This window comes from Algoriphagus vanfongensis DSM 17529 (genome assembly GCF_000429465.1).
Classification (GTDB): Bacteria; Bacteroidota; Bacteroidia; order Cytophagales; family Cyclobacteriaceae; genus Algoriphagus; species Algoriphagus vanfongensis.
In genome coordinates this window covers 1-19038 of sequence record NZ_AUBX01000018.1, presented here as the reverse complement: position 1 = coordinate 19038, position 19038 = coordinate 1, and the positions used below count along the sequence as shown (strand labels likewise).

Here is a 19038-nt window from a genome sequence, read left to right as displayed (position 1 = left end):
TCAGAGTGATTTTGTCCAGGTTAATTTAGTAGAAATATCATTTGAAAATCGCGACTTGAAAAACATCAGGCTATGATTTGCACCAGTACTCAGTTCGGATGTGCCCAGATCTATGAACTCAACTTTTTCATCCACAGCCAATTGAAACAATCTCATCAGCAACAAGTCTCCCAGATTTTTCAATGTCACTTTGGGATCGATCGCCGACTGATAGTAATATAGACTATCCTGTGTCAGCTTGACAGCCAGTGTATGCGCTATCGCCACACCATCTCTACTCAAAGTGATCAGAAAGTAGCGCTCCGGAAACTCTGAAACCTGATAGATCAATCGGCTTTCTTGGAGATTGACTTCATAGCCTTTGGACCTGTTCCAGTCACGAATCTGCTGGAGAAACGTAAAATTTTGAATCGCTCCACAATACAATTCCAAACTCCCCTGACTCAATTTCTTAGTGAACTTGGCATGATCATGCTGCGAAAGCTTCTTGATTTTCTTTTTACCGATGAAAAACTGATGAGCAGACATATTTTCAGCGACATAGCCATTTTGAAATAGCAAAAAAGAAAAAAGATCATGGCACCTTTGGTAAGGTTTAGGGGCCTGGTGGATGGTCAGAGACTTCACACCTCGAGACTTCAGGAGCTCTTCAACTTGGGAAATAAAAAATTCGGCAGTCTCACTGTTGATCATTTCTTCGGTCCAAAAGCCTCCAAATGGAGCCTGTGGCAAAGATATCGCCTGGGATCCTTTGACTGCTAGTGTCAGAGTAACCTTGATCTTTTCCTTTTTACTCAATACAAAATCCAGGTAGTCTCCCTGATCCACCAACATCTCATTTGAAAGGAGATAATCTTTCTTGATCTTGGTAGAAGGCAAAACCTCCACGCTATAATTATCGGTGATTTCCTTTTTGTAAATTTTCAAAATCTTGGATGTCTCTGATATAATCTTGCTCCGAAAACTCACGATCCGAAAGCCCCAAAAGAACCGCTCCCTCTTCAAATCTAGTTTCTACCCAGTGCAGTGGAGGGACAAATAGTCCTTTTTCTGGATGATCAAGTGTGAACTTCCGCTTTGCTTCGCCAGGCTCATGTACTAGCACTTCCACGCTGCCATGTACTGCTACAAGCACCTGAGACTCCTCCCAGTGAGCGTGATTTCCTCGGGAATTGTCCCCAGACACTTCATTGATCCAAAAACAACGTTGAATTCCAAAGGGAAACAATTCCTTATTTTCCCAATAAAACAAATTTCCATGTGGGCTCTTCTGTCCGCCCAAGGTGATCAGGGTTAATTCTTTTTTAATCAAAGTCGTCATGCGATGTACAATCGAGTTAAAAATAAGACAAATCCAAAGTAATCTAGGTTACGCTTCCGTTAATTTTCTAATTTCGATTTTGATTCAGCAAACAATAAATCAGATTGGAAGAACCACTCCCATCCGACAGCTATTTGACCCTGGCAAAAGATTCCAGTGGACTTTACAAAGATCGTAACAGCAAGTTTTTCTATTTCGCCTTTCCGGTCAGCAATGAAGAGGAAGTCAAAGAACGTCTGGCAGAATTGAAGAAAAAGTATTACGATGCAAGGCACCATTGTTATGGATTCGTCATCGGTCGTGATGGGGATTTTTTCAGGGCTTCTGATGATGGAGAGCCTAATCATACTGCCGGAGACCCGATTTTGGGGCAGATCAGATCCCATCAACTGACCAACACATTAGTCGTGGTAGTTCGCTATTTCGGTGGTACCAAACTCGGAGTAGGAGGACTCATTCAGGCCTATAAAAGCTCAGCATCTTTGGCTATCGAAGCCAATGAAATCATCGTCGAGCAGGTCAAAGAAAAGGTGACTATCCATTTCCCCTATCCTGTGATGAATGATGTGATGAAACTGGTAAAAAACCATGACCTTCAGATCATCGCACAAGAGATGACACTGGATTGTAAAATGACTCTGGAATATCGAGAGATCCTCAAAGAAGAACTACTTGGTCAATTGGATGAAATCCAAGATTTGAAGTTTATTTAAGAGTCACCAGCGTGACTCCACTCCCTCCACGATCTGCATGCTCATCTTCTACTTTCTGAATCGAATTCATAGTTCGAAGTAGATTTCTAGTGATCTCACGTAGAATCCCATCTCCTTTACCATGAACGATTCGAAGGTCTTTGATGCCCAGCATATAGCCTTCATCGATGAAGTTTTGAATCAAGGACAAAACCTCCTCTCCTCTTTTTCCTCTCAAATCCAAATTGGGTGAAAAATCCATCAACTTCTGATTGGCATTGAAGCTTCCGGAAGTAGCCTTGGTTTTCTTTTCTTTTTTTACCTGAGTTTGGCTGATCTTTTCCAATCGTGCCAGCTTTACCGTAGACTTGAGGTCACCGATTGAGAGATCTACTTCCTTATTTCTTACATGAAGTACCTGAGCGATGGTGCCGGTATCTTTAAGACGAACCCAATCTCCTTCTCCGATCTTGCCAGAAAGCACTTTGACCCCTGGCTCTTTCACCGCTTGCTTCTCCGGCTTGACTTGCTCCTTGAACTCCTCCAGCACCTGTCTTGCCTTTTTGGTTGCTTCCTTTTCAGCTTTCCCCTCTTTTATTTCTCGAATGGTAGACTCGATCTTCTTGTTGCTTTCATCAAGTAGACGCTTGGCTTCCTGCTTAGCTTCTTGGATGTAGCGTTTTTTGGTCGATTCGAGTGTCTCTTTTAGCTCATTATATTCTTGGAGTCTGGTCTTGAGCAGCCGTTCTTTTGATTGGACATCTGCCAGCAACCCTGAATATTGATTTTTCTCATTTTCCAACTGTGTCAAAAGTCGGTCATATCGTACTCTTTCATCACCGATCTGGCTTTTGGCATAAGCCAAAATCTCTTTGGATATCCCGATTTTCGACGCGATTTCCAATGCGAACGAAGAGCCTGGCTTACCGATTTCCAACTGATACATGGGCTCCAGCTTTTCTACGTCATAGCGCATAGCTCCATTGACCAGACCTTGATTTTTGTTTGCCAATTGTTTCAGATTACCATAATGTGTGGTCACGACGCCGTATGCTCCTGCTTTATTGAGTGAAAGCAAAATCGACTCAGCTATCGCTCCACCAAACTGCGGCTCTGTCCCCGTCCCAAACTCGTCTATAAATAGAATGGTCTTCTTATTGGCAAATTGAGTAAAGTACTTCATACTCATCAAATGTGAGCTATACGTACTCAGATCATTTTCTAGGTTTTGCTCGTCACCAATATCTATGAAAAAATTATCGAACAAGGAACTCTTGGAATCGGGATGAACCGGTATCAAAATCCCACACTGGAGCATGTATTGGAGAAGTGCTACTGTCTTCAAGGTCACTGATTTCCCCCCGGCATTGGGACCGGAAATCACCAATAGTCTATCTTGGCCTCCTAGATGGATATCAAGAGGAATGATCTTTTTCTGCTGAGATCGCAGGGCTAGTTCCAAAAGAGGATGTCTTGCCTTGGTCCAAGACAAAACTCGCTCTTTGACCAAAACAGGCTTTACGCTTTCTGTTTTTTGGGCAAACTTCGCTTTGGCACGAATGAAATCAATTAATCCTAGATAGTTGGTAGCTTTTCTCAAAGCAGGAATTGATGGTCGGAGTCGATCTGTGAGTTGGGTTAAAATCTTAATGATTTCCCTTCTCTCCATGTATTCTAAGTCCCGGATCTCATTATTGATATCCAATGCTTCCTCAGGCTCCATAAAGACCGTCTGACCTGTTGCAGATTCGTCATGGATAAATCCCCTAAGTTTTCTTTTGTTTTCAGCTGCCACGGGGATGACCATTCTTCCTGAACGAATAGTGATCGCAGAGTCTTCCGGAGTCAGACCTTTGGCACGAGCTTCCTTGAAAACCCGCTCCATCACTTTGCGCAGTCTACCTTCTTCGTAGATGATTTGACTCCGAATGAGCTGGAGTTCACGGCTGGCATTGCTGCGGATGACACCTTTCTCATCGACTACCAGTTCTATAGCTTTGAGCAAGCCCAAATCCAGCTCCAAAACCAAACCGAGCAATTGTCCCAACGCAGGATAGAGCTCTCCAAACTTGGAGAAGAAGGCAATACAGCCTTTTAAAGTTTGGAGGGAAAGCTTGATCTCATGAAATTCATCCTGATCAAGAAAAGCTCCTTCCAGTTTGGCTTTCTCCAAATAGGGATTCAGGTTGGTAAAATTAGAAGCAGGGAAATTTTCACCTGAAATCAATATATCCAAAAACTCCTGAGTCTGATCCAAAAGCTTGTTGACCAAACGAAAATCTGAGGAGAAGGAAACTTTATCAACATATTCTGCTCCAAGACCAGAGCTACACTCTGCCTTGAGCAGTTCCTTGATTTTTTGAAAATTTACTTTCTGTTCGAGATTGGTGGGGTATAGCATCAGAAATTCTCTTCTGTCATGGGGGTGGATTCTTTGACTACGAGCGTATCCACTACTCTGGCATAGATCTCATCCATTGTTTTAGGATACTGGAGATAGTAGCGCATGCTTTGGACAAAAGTGGAATCAGAGATCTCGTGCTCGACAAAAACCTCTCGCTCCAGTAGTCTATAGAGTACCTGAGACGAATCGTATGGAATCGGCAAAGCGCTACTCACTCCTTCGGTCAGATGGATATCCACGAGGACATTGACCATTTGATCTTCCGAGAGCAATCCACTCGGTTTTTCTTCCTTATCACAGGAAATCAAGAAAACCACACAAAATAAAATCGGAATTAATCTTTTCACCTTTCAAAATTAGGTTTTTTTAACGGATATTCTCCTTACCCTTCCTGTAAGTCAAATTTTAAAATTGAACTCAGTAGTATAACTTAGTCGGTTCAAAATATCCCTGCATGAATCAACTCTTCAGCAAGCTTCGAAAGTACGAAATCATGATCCGAAAGGTGGCCAACAATCACCTGCAAGGAGAATACCAGTCCCTCTTTAAAGGTTCCGGGCTGGAATTTGACGATTTGCGTCCCTATCAGTATGGTGACGATGTACGGACGATCGAGTGGAAGGTTTCTGCAAAGGGACATGGCACATTTGTCAAAACTTTCAAGGAAGACAAAGAGCAATCTGTCTATTTCCTTCTGGATATTTCGGGTTCTCAGGACATCGGACAGCCCGGTCATAAAAAAATCGACCAAGGAAAGGTCATCGCCGGAGTATTGACTTTAGCCGCTATTTTCGAAGGAAGTCAGGTGGGGCTGATCAGTTTTTCCGATCAAAAGGAAAAAATCATCTTGCCTTCCAAAGGCGGTAAACAAGGAGTAAAGATGATCCGGGGTATTTTCGAGCATGAAAACAACTCACTCGGCACAGATCTCTCGGCACTGTTCACCTTTACTCTCAATCTGATCAAAAAGCGGAGTATCATCGTAGTGATCTCTGATTTTATAGACGATGGCTACGAGCGTCCCTTCAGAGCTCTGGCAGAGCGGCATGATCTCGTCGCCATCCAGCTGACTGACCCGAGAGAGTCTGCCCTTCCTTCACTGGGGATCATCCCGGTCTATGACAAGGAAAAAGGACGCACTACCTGGGTCAATACTGCTTTTGGTAGCTTTTCGAGAAAAATTTCTGATACCTTCACTTCCGAAAGAGAGAATTTGAAAGATATCTGCAAAAAAAACCAAATCAACTATCTACCCATCGATACTACTCAAGACATCGTGATGCCTTTGATAGAGCTATTTAAGTACAGAAATAAAAGCATGAAGCGTGGCTAAGAAGTTATTGATCCTCATCAGCTTCTTGTGCTCAGTCACCTCTTTTGCCCAAGAAGTAAAAGTAGAAGGCTATTTCATGCAAGATTCCGCCAAACTTGGCGAACGGGTCGGCTATGTGCTAAAAGCCGACTATCCTGCTAGCAAGCAGTTGATATTTCCCGATTCCACGTTTGATTTCGGCTCATTTGTGCTGTTGGAAAAGAAGACCTACATCTCACATACCGAATCTGATATCACTCAGGACAGTGTGGTCTATTATCTATCCAACTTTGAGCTGGACCAGAGCTCATACTTGACTCTGCCTGTCTACGAACTCAACCGCTACGACAGTGTCACGCATTTCCCATTAGAAGCTGAGCTCAAACTCAAACTGACCCTAGACAGCATCCCAGAGCAGTTGGTATTCAAAGAAAACAATGTCTATCAATCCATAGAAAAGAAGTGGAATTGGATGCTCTTTGGTGCAATTGCCCTTGCAGTATTAGTGCTTTTGGGCGCTCTTTATTGGCTGTTTGCCGATCAGATCAAGAAATTTTGGAACGAAAGAGGCGAGAAACGCCGTTGGAGCAAGTTTCAAAAACAATGGCAACAGGCTAGTGCTCAACTAGAGCAAAACCCTACCATGGAAGCTGCAGATGAATTAATCGGACTTTGGAAAGGCTATCTCGAAAGCCTGACTTCCCTCCCGATCCGGGAGTGGACCTCCAGCGAGATCGGAGAAAAACTCGGCGATATGCAAGTCTTCGATTCTCTCAGAGCGATCGAAATCATCATCTATGCAGGAAAGAAGGCTGAAATTCAATCAGCATCTAACTACCTACTCCAAGTAGCTAAAGAAAAACATCTCGAAAAAATAAGCAAAATCAAGCATGCTAGAGCAAGTGTCTGAATTCTTCAGCTGGTCTTGGTTTCTGCCAGAGACCTTTCAAACTTATGAGTGGGAAAAACCTATTCTGCTCAACCTGATCTGGATCATTCCGCTGTTGATGCTTATCAGGAAGTTTATCAAATTTCTCAAAAATCCAGTTCTGGAACTTTCCCTCCCTAAGAAAGTAGCCAGCAACAACCCTTGGACCTATCTTAGACTAGTTCCTACCGGATTTTTCCTATTGGCACTGGCCATGATCATCGTCGCGCTAGCCAGACCGCAGCGAAGCAATGAACGTGTGGAGCAATACACCGAAGGCATTGACATCATGCTCGTGATGGATATTTCAGAATCGATGGACCTGCAGGATTTCACTCCCAATAGACTGGAGGCTGCCAAATCTACCGCTATAGATTTCATCAATGGTCGAGTAGGTGACCGAATCGGCATGGTTATTTTTGCCGGCGAAGCTTTCTCTTTGGCTCCCCTGACCAATGACTACAAGCTTCTCACAGACCTCATTTCAGAGATTTCCTTTGATATGATGGAGGCAAAAGGCACTGCTATCGGTTCGGCAATCGCCGCTGGAACCAACAGAATGAAAGAAGCAGGTTCGGTATCAAAAGTAATGATACTCCTATCCGATGGGGAGAGCAATGCTGGCAATGTCGATCCGATGTTTGCGGCTCAGCTAGCCTCAGCGCTTGGAATCAAAATCTATACTATCGCCGTGGGCAAAGACGGGATGGTCCCTTATGGTACTGACTTCTTTGGCAGACCACAGATGGTCGAGAGCTATCTTGATGAAACTACCCTTCGTGAAATAGCCAAGTTGACGGAGGCAGAGTTTTTCAGAGCTTCAGATGGCAATGCACTTCAGAATATCTTTGACCAGATCGATACGCTAGAAAAAAGTGAAGTAGAAGAAAACAGATACCGGGAAACAACAGATTATTATCGAGTTTATCTCTTTTGGGGGATTCTGCTATTCTTCTTTTGGATGATGCTGAAAAGCAGCTTTCTCAACAATTTTCTTCTGGACTAACCTGACACTCCCTTCACCCAAAACCTGACAAAGATCAGGTTTTGGGCTTATTTAGATCAAAGCTTTGAGCAAGGAGTCTGACGACCTTTGAAAAAAAAGCTATGAGACTGAATTCTGAGCTGATCAGCAAATACAACACTCCTGCACCCCGCTATACAAGCTATCCCACGGTCCCATTTTGGCAAAATGACCTCACTGGTAGTTCGTGGAGCGACCTTGTCACAAAGGCTTTTGCCCTTTATGGAAAGGAAGAGGGAATCAGTCTCTATATTCATTTGCCTTTTTGCGAAAGCCTATGTACCTACTGTGGCTGCAACAAGAGAATCACCAAAAATCATCAAACCGAGTTTCCCTACATTCTGGCTCTGCTGCGAGAATGGGATATATACTTAAATCTTATTGGGGAGAAGCCAAAACTTGCAGGAATCCACTTAGGAGGCGGCACGCCGACCTTCTTTTCTCCGGACAATCTCTATTTCTTACTCGCAACCATTATGGATGACTGTGATGTACTGGATGATCGGGAATTTAGCTTTGAAGGCCATCCAAACAACACCACTTTCTCACATCTGAAAAATCTAGCTGAACTGGGCTTTGATCGGGTGAGTTATGGCATTCAGGATTTTGACTCTAAAGTTCAGCAGGCCATTCACCGCATTCAGCCGCTGGACGCCGTCAAGAAAGCGGTCTATAATGCTCGCCAAAACGAGTATCAATCCATTAACTTCGATCTGATCTACGGACTTCCTCACCAGTCTATCACCTCCCTGCAAAGCACCTTTGAATCAGTCCAAGACTTGGCACCAGAGCGAATCGCATTCTATTCTTACGCCCACGTTCCGAGTGCTTTCCCTGCTCAAAAAAGCTATGAGAAACACCTTCCAGATGAATTTTTGAAACGACAAATGTATGAGTTTGGCAAGGATCAACTCATAAGAATGGGATATGAGGAAATAGGCATGGATCATTTTGCCAAACCTACCGATCCACTCAATCAAGCAAAAAAAGTGGGGAAACTCCATCGCAATTTCATGGGCTATACCACCTCTCCTTCAAAAATGCTTCTGGGATTGGGAGCCAGTAGCATATCTGACCTCCATATTGGCTATGCGCAAAACACAAAGTCTATCGAAACGTATCAGAATACTCTTTTAGCAGACAAGTGGCCTCTGGTCAAAGGACATGCATTGAGTCAGGAAGATATCGCAGTCAAAGAGTTGATTTTGGATCTGATTTGCAATCAGCAGGCTACTATCGATGACGTCATTTGGGATGCCATGCCTGAAGAAAACAAAGCTAACCTGCTTCAAATGGAAGTCGAGGGTTTGCTTCACATCAATCAAAATCGAGTAAAAATCACTGATGAAGGAATGGCCATCGTCAGAAATATCTGCAAGCAGTTTGATCTGAGAATGGCAAATAAAGCAAGTGAATCACCTGTATTTAGTAAGGCAATTTAATCAGCGGCAAACAGTAATTTCCACTTGTTTTTCTCCATAATGGTAGACTTGAAGATTTGGACTGAAGCCATGAATCCCAAGACCCAATCCGCGAAAAATAAAGATCAGACCAACTAACACTCCTACTAATGGCATGACTTTTTGAATTTTAAGTCTAGACTTGAGAGGGATGAGTTTTCCCGAAAACATCAAAGCCAATAGCAACGGAATCGTGCCAAGACCAAAGAAAAACATATATGCCGCTCCCATCCATGGGTTTTGCAAGCCCAAAGCTGCTACAAGGGCCAAATAGACCATGCCACATGGAAGTAAGCCATTGATCAGGCCAGTGGCAAAAAATGCTATTGCTCCACCTCTTTTTAAGAAAAAGGAAAGTCTTGATTTAATCCATCGGACCGGAGTAGCTAGGAATGAGATGGAAACCCATCTTTCGGAACCTTTGACACTCACTGCGATTAAAATAATCATGAGACCAATAAAGATGGAAAAAGCTTGCTGGATGCCTGCCAATGAAAATGTAAATCCAATCACGCCAACTATGAGGCCCAGAAGTGCATAGGTGATACTTCTTCCGATATTGTAGAGGATTTTATTGGTCAAAAACTTTTGGGAAGAATTACCTACAGCCATGGCTATTGGGCCACACATTCCCACGCAGTGAAATGATCCCATAAACCCTAGCACGACTGCAGTCCAGAATATCATAGGTTGATCTTTTTTTCCTGATAATAAGCTCTTCCATCTTCTTCCCAACTCAGCTGAATCTTCCAATATCCAGCTTTGAGATCTCCCAGATAAACTGTTTTTTCACCAACTTCCTGTATATCAACCGGCAACTCCCTGTCGAGCTCGATATCCGAAGGCCGAAACAAATTCAGCGTTCCTTTGGCACCTACAGGCAAATCCAAAATCAGGGCTTTGGAAGGACCGTCAAACCTAAGCACCTCCCTATTTAGGGCCAAGGTGGACAGCTCTTTGTCTATTTGTTGCTGATATTTGATCTCCTCCTCATAGTAATTTTCTGTCACGAGCTCTATCCCTTCCATCCTCACTGAGATCACTACCATCGTGATCATGATGGCTATAAAACCCAAGAATGTAAATATGATTCCTTTTCCCCAGTTCATAGGCTTATTTTTCGGCTACAGGAGCCATAAAACTTGTATTGATTTCATCTATTTCTTGACCTTCATGCCTCAGGGATAGTTTTACCTTTTGCTGCGGGGTCAGGACTTCCTGTTGATCTTGCACTAGAAAAAACCTCCCTTCCAATTTGGATTGCGGTTCCAGCACCCAGACTTGATCTCCTAAAATTTCAACATCCATCCCGGGTGCCAAAGACTGTAAATCTACCGTTTGAGATTCAAATGTCTTATTGATCAAAATGATCTGATAAAGATTGGACACAGTTCCATTGTCCCTCATCTGATAAGTCATCCCTGGAAATCGTGTGACTGTCGCCGACAATTCATCTCGTGTGGCTATCAAAGCTATGAATCCCACCACCAATAAAACCAAAACCACTGAATAGGCTTTGACTCTTCCAGTAATCAACTTTTGGAACCCTTCTTTGACACTGTTTTCAGAAGCATAGCGAATCAGGCCTTTGGGACGGTCTACCTTGACCATGACTTCATCGCACACATCAATGCAGGCAGTACAATTGACGCATTCCATTTGGATTCCATTCCGGATATCTATACCTGTCGGGCACACCTGCACACAGAGATTACAGTCTACACAATCCCCTTTTGGGTTGGTTTCTATCTGATTTTTACGAATAGGTCCACGTGGCTCGCCCCGAACATAGTCATACATGACATTGATGGAATTATTATCCAAAAAGACCCCCTGAAGTCTCCCGTAAGGGCAGACGACAATGCATGCCTGCTCTCTAAACCATGTGAAAATAAACATGAAAATACCGGAAAAAGCCACCAGCCCCATAAAACCGGCCATATGAGCAGATGGGGGCTGAGTCACAATATCGAGCACTTGTTCCACTCCGATCAAATAAGCCATCACTAGATGCCCGATGGCTAACGATATCAGACCAAACACGGTGATTTTCAAGCCCTTTTTCCAGATCTTTTCACTGTTCCAAGGAGCTTCATTCAGTTTTCTTTGCTGATTTGCATCCCCCTCAATTAAGTACTCGATTTTTCTGAACACCATCTCCATAAAAAGAGTCTGCGGACAAGCCCATCCACACCAGACCCTTCCGAAAACAACCGTAAAGAGGATGATAAAAACAAAAAGAATCAACAACAGAAAAATAAGCAAGTGTGTATCCTGAGGCCAGAATACTGCTCCGAAGATGATAAACTTTCTCTCAAATATATTGAAGAGAAGCCACGGTCTTCCTTCCACAGTAATAAATGGTCCCGCAAATAAAATTGCCAGCAATAACCAAGAAAGGTAGGTTCGGTAGCGATAGAAAATCCCTGAAACCTTTTTAGGATAAACCCAATTTCTCTTCCCATCATCCCGGACAGTTCCAAGAGAATCTCTGAAGGTATTGGGATCTAAATGTGGATTTTTCTTTGCCATAACTTATCGAAGTCAGTCGCTGGAGCTATTCCAGCGACTCGTGTATTTCAAAGCACTGCTACTACTGCTGTACTGTCTGTCTCTGCCGGCGGACTAAGATCAGGAGCAGCCTCAGGACTATACAGCTCTCCTTGAGGTTCCTTGGGGTTGGCAGGGGAGCTTCCTTGCAAACTAAGGATATAGCTGGATACTTGCTGGATCTCCTGCGGTGTCAATAAGTCTTCCCATGGAACCATTCCTTTGGCCACCACTCCGTATTTGACTACGGTAAAGACATCCTTGATATCCCCGCCATGAAGCCAATAGGTATCTGTCAGATTGGGACCGACGCCCCCTCCTCCATCTGCAGCATGACAGGCCGCGCAGTTGGTTTCGAAGATTGACTTGCCAGCTCCTAATCCTCCTGAGGATTCATCTACTGTGACATTCGTCTCGTCTATCGATGCCACCATCGTTGCCATTCTAGCTTCAGCCGCTATGGCCTCTATTCTCAATTCTTCTTCATATTCTTCTACCCCTGTCAGCCCATATCCCAACACAGTATAATTCACAAAATATACTGCTGCTACCACTATGGAGCCTACAAAAACCCATTGAAGCCAAGGCGGCATGAAATTATCTAGTTCCGTGATTCCATCATAAGAGTGATCCGACATCAATTTTTCTTGTTCGGCTTCTCCACCGACTTCGTCCATTTTACCGGTGATAAACCTCTCATTGAATTTGTCCCACCAACTAGGTTCATGCTCTAATTCAGGATTTTCCTTTTTTAAGACTGTCACCATAAATGACATCAGGTAAATCATCAATACCAATAGAATCAGGATCACAAACAGAACTATCCCAATAATTACCAACAGCGTAAACTCACCTGGATCTATATTTTGAAGTGTGGTGAACCAGTGGGCTTCTTCCGATTGTGCCCAAGCGGGACCAGCCAAGGCTAGCATTGCTAAACTCATTAAAAACTTTTTCATGGCTGCTTTTCGGTTAGTTCAGTGTCTTCATCCATCGGGAGGGACTTCATATGATCTACAAAATCCTTCGGCATCTTGATCACCCAGATAAATACGCCCAAAAAGAACAGGACGAAAATCAAGAGGGAAATCACCGGATAGATGTCTATATTTTCAATCGATCTCAATACGTCTTTATACATGATTTTTGGGGGTTAATTTCCTGCAGTTGCTTTGATATCTGTACCCAATCGCTGCAAATAAGCAATCAAGGCTACAATTTCCGTATTCGGTAAAGTCTCGATTCCAGCATCTTTCAAGTTTGCTGTAATCTGGCTTGCCTGCGCATTCAGGTCACTCATAGCCTGCTCATCGTATCCCTCAGGATATGGTACTCCCAATTTTTGCAGCGTGCGGATTTTGGCAGGCAGTGCCGAATAATCCATGGTATTCTCCAGCATCCACGGGTAAGGAGGCATGAGAGACCCCGGAGACATGGAGGTAGGATCCTGCATGTGGAAATAGTGCCAGGAGTCCGGATATTTCCCTCCTACCCGATGTAGGTCTGGGCCTGTTCTTTTGGACCCCCAGAGGAATGGTCTATCATATACAAACTCCCCGGCTTTCGAGTACTCTCCATATCGCTCTGTCTCAAACCTAAACGGCCGAATCATCTGAGAGTGACAGCCTACACAGCCATTTTTGATATATAGGTCCCGACCCTCCAGTTCCAATGGAGTGTAAGGCTTCACTGAAGAAATAGTTGGCACATTAGATTTCACCAGAATAGTAGGAATGATCTCTATCGCTCCACCTATGGCGATCGCTATGGTGGCTAGAATTGTAAAGAAAATCGGTTTTCTTTCCCATGCTCTATGCCAAAATTCTCCTTTTGGATTATAGGCTTTCGCAAGAGCAGGTGCTTGATCCTCTTCATATTCTTGAAAAGAACCCTGTTGGGCAGTTTTGTACATATTGTATACCATGATGATTGCTCCAGACAAGTACAACAAGCCTCCAAAAGCTCTCAGCATATACATGGGCACTAGTTCCACGACGGTCTGGAGGAAATTCCCATACGCCAATCGGCCCATCTCATCAAACTCTCTCAGCATAAAAAACTGAGTCAGCGCTGCCACGTACATCGGCAAAGCATAGAATACAATCCCAAGTGTACCAATCCAAAAATGAACATTAGCGAGTTTCTGGGAGTAAATGGTGGTCTTGAATATTCGTGGCCACATCCAATACAATACTCCAAATGTCAAAAAGCCATTCCAGCCTAGCCCTCCGATATGGACGTGTGCCACGATCCAATCCGTATAGTGAGCAATGGCATTTACATTTTTCAAGGACAGCAAGGGCCCTTCAAAAGTAGCCATGCCATAAGCAGTCACAGCTACTACCATGAATTTCAAAACAGGATCTTGTCTGACCTTGTCCCAAGCACCTCGTAGAGTCAAGAGCCCATTGACCATCCCACCCCAAGAGGGAGCGATCAGCATCACAGAGAACACTGTGCCTAATACTTGGGCCCATTCTGGCAAAGCGGTGTACAGGAGATGGTGAGGCCCTGCCCACATGTAGATAAATATCAGGGACCAAAAGTGTACAATAGAGAGTTTATAGGAATACACTGGTCTATTGGCAGCTTTGGGAAGGTAATAGTACATCAAGCCCAAAAAAGGTGTGGTCAAGAAAAACGCCACGGCATTATGCCCATACCACCATTGCACCAGTGCATCCTGTACGCCTGCATAGGCAGAATAGCTTTTAAAGAGATTAACAGGCAGCTCTAGTGAGTTGAAAATATGGAGAACAGCTACTGTCACAAAGGATCCCAAGTAAAACCAAATCGCCACATACATGTGCCGCTCTCGTCTCTTGATCAGGGTCCCGATCATGTTGGCTCCAAACGCCACCCATACCAAAGCTATCGCAATATCAATAGGCCACTCCAGCTCAGCATATTCTTTGGATGTCGTCAGTCCCAGAGGCAATGTGATCGCGGCTGCCAGGATAATCAGCTGCCAGCCCCAAAAATGAAACCAGCTCAAACTTTTATTCCACATCGGGGTTTTGAGCAATCGGGGCATGGAATAATAAACCCCAGCAAAAATTGCATTTCCCACAAAGGCGAAAATCACCGCATTTGTATGAAGCGGGCGAATTCTACCAAAAGTGGTATAAGGAGTGCCCAAATTAGCTTCAGGTAGGAACAGTTGGGTGGCAGCGAGCACCCCAACCAGCATCCCGACTACTCCCCAGATGATAGTAGCGGCTCCAAAATATTTGACAATTTTATTGTCATAATAGAACCTCTCCAGTGTAGCATCATTCATGTGACTTTGGTTTTGTTGATGGATCTTTAGTTGTTTTTTTTTGAGAATCGAATAGCATTCGGATAGACGGGGTATAGTCGTCATCAAACTGCCCATCTTTCATGGCTTTGAAAAAGAGCCATAAAAAAGTGACGGCCAAGACAAGACTGATTCCTATCAAGAGAAATATTACTTCCATGTCATGTTGTATTTGGTGCTAAAAGCCCTTTTTTCCAGGCGACGAAATTGGTGGCCAGAGTGGTAAACACCACCACTGAGATACTGCTCAAAGGCATCAAAACAGCACAGATTACTGGGCTCAGTATCCCTTGTATAGCTAGACTCAAGCCGATCACATTGTAGAGCAAACTCAGCACAAAACTGGCTTTGATGATCTTCCTGCTACTTTTTGCAAAATCTAAAAATCCAGGCATCTTCCACATAGAATCCGCACTGATGATCGCATCGCTAGCAGGACTGAAATGCGATACCTGGTCCGTCACTGCCACCCCGACAGTACCTTCCCGCAATGCTCCAGCATCATTAAGCCCATCTCCTACCATCAAGGTGCTTTTCCCTTCCTGATTCAACTGCTTCACATAGGCTAGTTTGTCCTTGGGGCTTTGCAGAAAATTATACTTCATTTTTCGGCCCAGACTAGCCTGAAGCGATTCATATTCATGTGGATGATCGCCAGAGATCAAATGCAGATCATACACATCTCCCAATTGTGTGATCAAGTCGGTCGCTTGATCCCGAAGCCCTGACTGAACATGGAACATTCCCACACAGCTTCCCCCAATAGATAGATACACTTGATTTCCTGTAGCAAAAACAGGCATATCTACAGAGCCGGCAAAGTCTTTTGAGCCCAGTAAAATCTCCTGTCCGTGGTACAGAGCTCTTATTCCGGCCCCTTTTATTTCGCGAGCTTCATCCAAAACCAAAGGAGGTCTTTTCCCAAGCCATTGATGAATTCGGTTGCTCAAAGGATGAGTAGAGCGACTTACCATTGCATGAAGTATCTGGAGCGTTTCTTCTGTCAAAGGAATCCCATGATACTCTACTTTGGCCTGGCTGGGATCTGTCAACGTCCCTGTCTTATCAAACACGATGGTATTTACCTCGGCTAATCGCTCGATGACAGCGCCATTTTTAAGATATAATTTACTTCTGCCAAAAATCCGAAGTGTATTTCCCAAAGTAAAAGGGGTCGACATCGCCAAAGCACAGGGGCATGCAACGATAAGGACAGAAGCAAAAACCTTCACTCCCATGGACAAATCTGTCATCGCCCAAATAACAAATGAGCCGAATGCAACAAGCAAGACAGTCCACGTGAAAATGCCTGATATTTTGTTGGATAGAGGCACCAATTGACCAGTTTTCTCCTTTTCGAAACTTTCATTATTCCAGAGATCTGTCAAGTAACCCTGCGAAGGGGACTTGACCACAGCCAATTCTATGGCTTCCCCTATCTGTCTTCCACCTGCATAGATATGCTCCCCTTTTCTCTTAGGAACAGGTACTTCTTCGCCTGTTACGAAACTGTAATCGATCAAAGCAGAAGCACTGAGCAAGACAGAATCAGCCGGAATTAACTCTTCATCCCTGACCAAAATCCTATTGCCAATTTCCAACTTTCGCAAAGGAATTACCTCCTCACTACTTTGTTGGAGCCGCGTAACAGCAATGGGGAAATAGGACCGGTAATCTCTATCAAATTCCAAAGTAGCAAAGGTCTTCTCCTGATACACTTTACCCAGTAACAAGAAAAACAAAAGTCCGCCCAAACTATCCATATAGCCGGCATTCCCAAGTGTCAATACCTCCCATAGAGAATAGAAAAACAAGGCAAAAATCCCGAGGACTATAGGCACGTCCATGTTGATACGTTTTTGTCTGAGAGAGTTCCAAGCAGAAGTATAGTAATCGCTCGCTGCGTAGAAAACCACCGGTAGAGCCAGCAGGATATTTAGATAATTAAAGAGCCCTCTGAAATTTTCGGCTATCAACGCTGTTTCACTGAAATACTCCGGGACACTGAACAGCATCATATTCCCAAAGCAAAAGCCAGCCACCGCAAGTTTTTTGACAGTCTTTCGGTCCACTTTTCTGGACTTAGTTTCATCAAGATTTCCAAGGTGAATAGAAGGCTCATAGCCAATCGTAGCCAGCAAAGTCACCAAAGATTTTAGACTCAGTTCTGAATTCGAGAATCTGATATGTACTTTCTTCTTAATAAAATCTACCCGACTAGAAAGGATCGAAGCATTCAGATGAAATAGATTTTCTAGAAGCCAAATACAGGATGCGCAGTGAATCAGAGGAATAAGAAAAGTCACATGACTCTCTGACTCATTCTTAAAATCCAAAAGGTTTGCCTCAGTCTCTTCATCATCCAAATAGTCAAATTTGTTCGAAAAGGTTGATGTTGATTTTTGACTAGCACCTGGAAAAGATTCCAATTGGTAATAACCAACCATGTCTTTTTCTGCCAATACTTCGTAGACCAGCTGGCAACCATGACAGCAAAAGTCCTTTTGATCGAAGTAATAGACCGCATCATCACATAACTCACCACAGTGGTAGCATTGAGTAGCTGTAGAGTTAGAGATGGATGACATAGTGGTTTTTCATTAAATTTAAGAGATTAAATAGGCGTAAAACATGATAAAAGTCAGTTTTATGGACTAAGTAGCTAAGTAAAACGAAAGTGTACTACTCCAAAGAGACCCTTTATAAAAGTGAAATAGAAGCTTTACCAATTCAAAATGATTGGATTTTGAAGTCACCAAAAGGGTACACCGATGCTGTACTGCATAAGACCAAAAATCACCTATTCTAGAAAAATTGAATTTGATAAAACTTGTTTCTTTGGTCGACTGCGACACCAGGTTGATCAATTCTTGCTCTTCGTGGATTTTCGATTTAGGAATAAAACTTGGCGAAATGATGGTAGCTTTACTCTCTTTGACCAAGTCTTTGAAAAGAACTAAGAAATTTTTTATCAATTCAGCCGAAGCTGGACTACCATCGTAATGAAACAGTAAATGCGTGGTAGAAAATGCAGGGACGTATAGTAAGACGGGTGTCTCACACAATTCTTTTTCGAAAGGCTTGGGCAATTCATCCACATGAAGCCAATCCAAAATCTCCTCCAAGTCAGCTGCAAATAATGTAGGATCATTAGCCAATTTCGGAATTCCTTCATGTACAACTTCACTTCTCAAATCCAAAAAATCAGGCTTCAAAGAAGCGCTATAATAGCTACTAAGGAATCCCTCAGGAAGGTGAAATTTGGCAGCTATTGATAAACGTGTCTCCATGTGCTTGATTATACATCAAAGCTACTTTTAGAGCACGTGATATTATCTGATCAAATCACAGCCTAAGACATGATAAAAATCAGGAAAAATGAAAAAGGCAAGTACTATGTCTAAGAACATCTAGTTGTAAAGGACATCTTAACCGCTGGGAATCAAATCACTCCAGAATCAGGATCATTTCTTAGGGAAATAGGAATACTTAAAATCAGATGTAATTAAAAAACTTCCTTTAATTCTACTAGACAAAAAAAAACATCACGGTGTAAGTTTGTGGGAAAGAACTTTAAACAACAAAAGCCCTCTGGGATCAACCAAGGGGCTTAAAATTATATGGCAGTGATCCCGATGCTCGGGACAGGTTCCCGATATTCGGGACAGGTTTCCGATATTCGGGACAAGTTCTACGCTACTGCTCCGGAATAGGAAAAGCCCTAAAACACAAAAACCCCAGTCGCTAGACTGAGGTTTGAATAATGTGGCGGCGACCTACTCTCCCGGGTGTAACCCCAGTACCATCGGCGCGGCAGGGCTTAACTTCTCTGTTCGGGATGGGAAGAGGTGGGACCCCTGCGCTAGGCCGCCTAAATCTTGATACCTGTTCGGTATGTAATATTTTATTGTTCTTGGTACGTTGTACATCGTACTTGGTACTATCCCGATTCCTATCGGGATAACATATATCGTAGAAACTGTAACACAGCGTAGGTAAGCTTTCGGGCAATTAGTACTGCTCAGCTATGACATTACTGCCTTTACACC

General features: G+C 43.5%; 18 protein-coding genes and 1 rRNA gene. 5 read left to right on the top strand and 14 right to left on the bottom strand.

Going from position 1 to position 19038, the window contains the following annotated elements; all coding sequences use genetic code 11:
- Both G460_RS0118325 and G460_RS0118320 read right to left on the bottom strand, forming a co-directional pair.
- Positions 1 to 927, bottom strand: a complete 927-nt coding sequence (locus G460_RS0118325; protein ID WP_245578754.1) for a GNAT family N-acetyltransferase — start codon at positions 925 to 927, stop codon at positions 1 to 3.
- Positions 896 to 1321 (bottom strand): sugar 3,4-ketoisomerase, encoded by a 426-nt coding sequence (locus G460_RS0118320; protein ID WP_026956716.1) that lies wholly within the window; start codon positions 1319 to 1321, stop codon positions 896 to 898. The genes G460_RS0118325 and G460_RS0118320 overlap by 32 nt, the downstream gene beginning before the upstream one ends.
- Positions 1322 to 1425: 104 nt before the next feature.
- Between G460_RS0118320 and G460_RS0118315 the strand changes: the two genes are divergently transcribed.
- The gene (locus G460_RS0118315) at positions 1426 to 2034 is read left to right on the top strand and encodes an IMPACT family protein (protein ID WP_035464759.1); all 609 of its coding nucleotides are present in this window, start codon (positions 1426 to 1428) and stop codon (positions 2032 to 2034) included.
- Here the strand turns inward: G460_RS0118315 and G460_RS0118310 are convergent.
- Both G460_RS0118310 and G460_RS0118305 read right to left on the bottom strand, forming a co-directional pair.
- On the bottom strand, positions 2027 to 4414 hold the full coding sequence (locus G460_RS0118310) for an endonuclease MutS2 (RefSeq protein ID WP_026956714.1): 2388 nt from the start codon (positions 4412 to 4414) through the stop codon (positions 2027 to 2029). The two genes, G460_RS0118315 and G460_RS0118310, sit on opposite strands and share 8 nt — an antisense overlap.
- On the bottom strand, positions 4414 to 4764 hold the full coding sequence (locus G460_RS0118305) for a DUF4296 domain-containing protein (RefSeq protein WP_026956713.1): 351 nt from the start codon (positions 4762 to 4764) through the stop codon (positions 4414 to 4416). The genes G460_RS0118310 and G460_RS0118305 overlap by 1 nt, the downstream gene beginning before the upstream one ends.
- A 107-nt stretch (positions 4765 to 4871) precedes the next feature.
- Here G460_RS0118305 and G460_RS0118300 point away from each other — a divergent pair, with 107 nt between their 5' ends.
- The 4 genes from G460_RS0118300 to hemN all read left to right on the top strand — a co-directional run bounded on the left by G460_RS0118300 (position 4872) and on the right by hemN (position 9123).
- On the top strand, positions 4872 to 5750 hold the full coding sequence (locus tag G460_RS0118300) for a DUF58 domain-containing protein (RefSeq protein ID WP_026956712.1): 879 nt from the start codon (positions 4872 to 4874) through the stop codon (positions 5748 to 5750).
- A complete protein-coding gene (locus G460_RS0118295) occupies positions 5743 to 6639 on the top strand; it encodes a hypothetical protein (RefSeq protein ID WP_026956711.1) in 897 nt (298 codons plus the stop codon). The genes G460_RS0118300 and G460_RS0118295 overlap by 8 nt, the downstream gene beginning before the upstream one ends.
- Positions 6620 to 7663 (top strand): VWA domain-containing protein, encoded by a 1044-nt coding sequence (locus G460_RS0118290; protein WP_026956710.1) that lies wholly within the window; start codon positions 6620 to 6622, stop codon positions 7661 to 7663. The genes G460_RS0118295 and G460_RS0118290 overlap by 20 nt, the downstream gene beginning before the upstream one ends.
- 101 nt (positions 7664 to 7764) lie before the next feature.
- The gene (gene hemN / locus G460_RS0118285) at positions 7765 to 9123 is read left to right on the top strand and encodes an oxygen-independent coproporphyrinogen III oxidase (protein ID WP_026956709.1); all 1359 of its coding nucleotides are present in this window, start codon (positions 7765 to 7767) and stop codon (positions 9121 to 9123) included.
- Here the strand turns inward: hemN and G460_RS0118280 are convergent, their stop codons facing one another.
- From G460_RS0118280 to rrf, 10 genes are all read right to left on the bottom strand, one after another.
- Positions 9124 to 9828, bottom strand: coding sequence for a sulfite exporter TauE/SafE family protein (locus G460_RS0118280; protein WP_342667616.1), 705 nt, complete (start codon positions 9826 to 9828; stop codon positions 9124 to 9126).
- A complete protein-coding gene (locus G460_RS0118275) occupies positions 9825 to 10250 on the bottom strand; it encodes a FixH family protein (RefSeq protein ID WP_026956707.1) in 426 nt (141 codons plus the stop codon). Before G460_RS0118275 ends, G460_RS0118280 begins: the two co-directional genes overlap by 4 nt.
- 4 nt (positions 10251 to 10254) lie before the next feature.
- Positions 10255 to 11673, bottom strand: coding sequence for a cytochrome c oxidase accessory protein CcoG (ccoG, locus tag G460_RS0118270; protein WP_026956706.1), 1419 nt, complete (start codon positions 11671 to 11673; stop codon positions 10255 to 10257).
- 47 nt (positions 11674 to 11720) lie between these two features.
- Positions 11721 to 12650: a cbb3-type cytochrome c oxidase N-terminal domain-containing protein gene (locus tag G460_RS22185; RefSeq protein WP_035464757.1), complete on the bottom strand. Its 930-nt coding sequence runs from the start codon at positions 12648 to 12650 to the stop codon at positions 11721 to 11723.
- A complete protein-coding gene (locus tag G460_RS0118260) occupies positions 12647 to 12832 on the bottom strand; it encodes a hypothetical protein (RefSeq protein WP_026956705.1) in 186 nt (61 codons plus the stop codon). The genes G460_RS22185 and G460_RS0118260 overlap by 4 nt, the downstream gene beginning before the upstream one ends.
- A gap of 12 nt (positions 12833 to 12844) precedes the next feature.
- The gene (gene ccoN, locus G460_RS0118255; protein WP_026956704.1) at positions 12845 to 14971 is read right to left on the bottom strand and encodes a cytochrome-c oxidase, cbb3-type subunit I; all 2127 of its coding nucleotides are present in this window, start codon (positions 14969 to 14971) and stop codon (positions 12845 to 12847) included.
- Entirely contained in the window at positions 14964 to 15149 is a 186-nt protein-coding gene (gene ccoS / locus G460_RS22180) for a cbb3-type cytochrome oxidase assembly protein CcoS (protein WP_035464755.1), read from the bottom strand. The genes ccoN and ccoS overlap by 8 nt, the downstream gene beginning before the upstream one ends.
- Before the next feature lies 1 nt (position 15150).
- Positions 15151 to 17577, bottom strand: coding sequence for a heavy metal translocating P-type ATPase (locus tag G460_RS0118250; RefSeq protein WP_026956703.1), 2427 nt, complete (start codon positions 17575 to 17577; stop codon positions 15151 to 15153).
- Positions 17578 to 17643: 66 nt separating this feature from the next.
- A complete protein-coding gene (locus tag G460_RS0118245; protein ID WP_026956702.1) occupies positions 17644 to 18279 on the bottom strand; it encodes a hypothetical protein in 636 nt (211 codons plus the stop codon).
- 473 nt (positions 18280 to 18752) lie between these two features.
- A 5S ribosomal RNA gene (gene rrf / locus G460_RS0118240) occupies positions 18753 to 18864 on the bottom strand.
- Between the last annotated feature and the right edge of the window lie 174 nt (positions 18865 to 19038).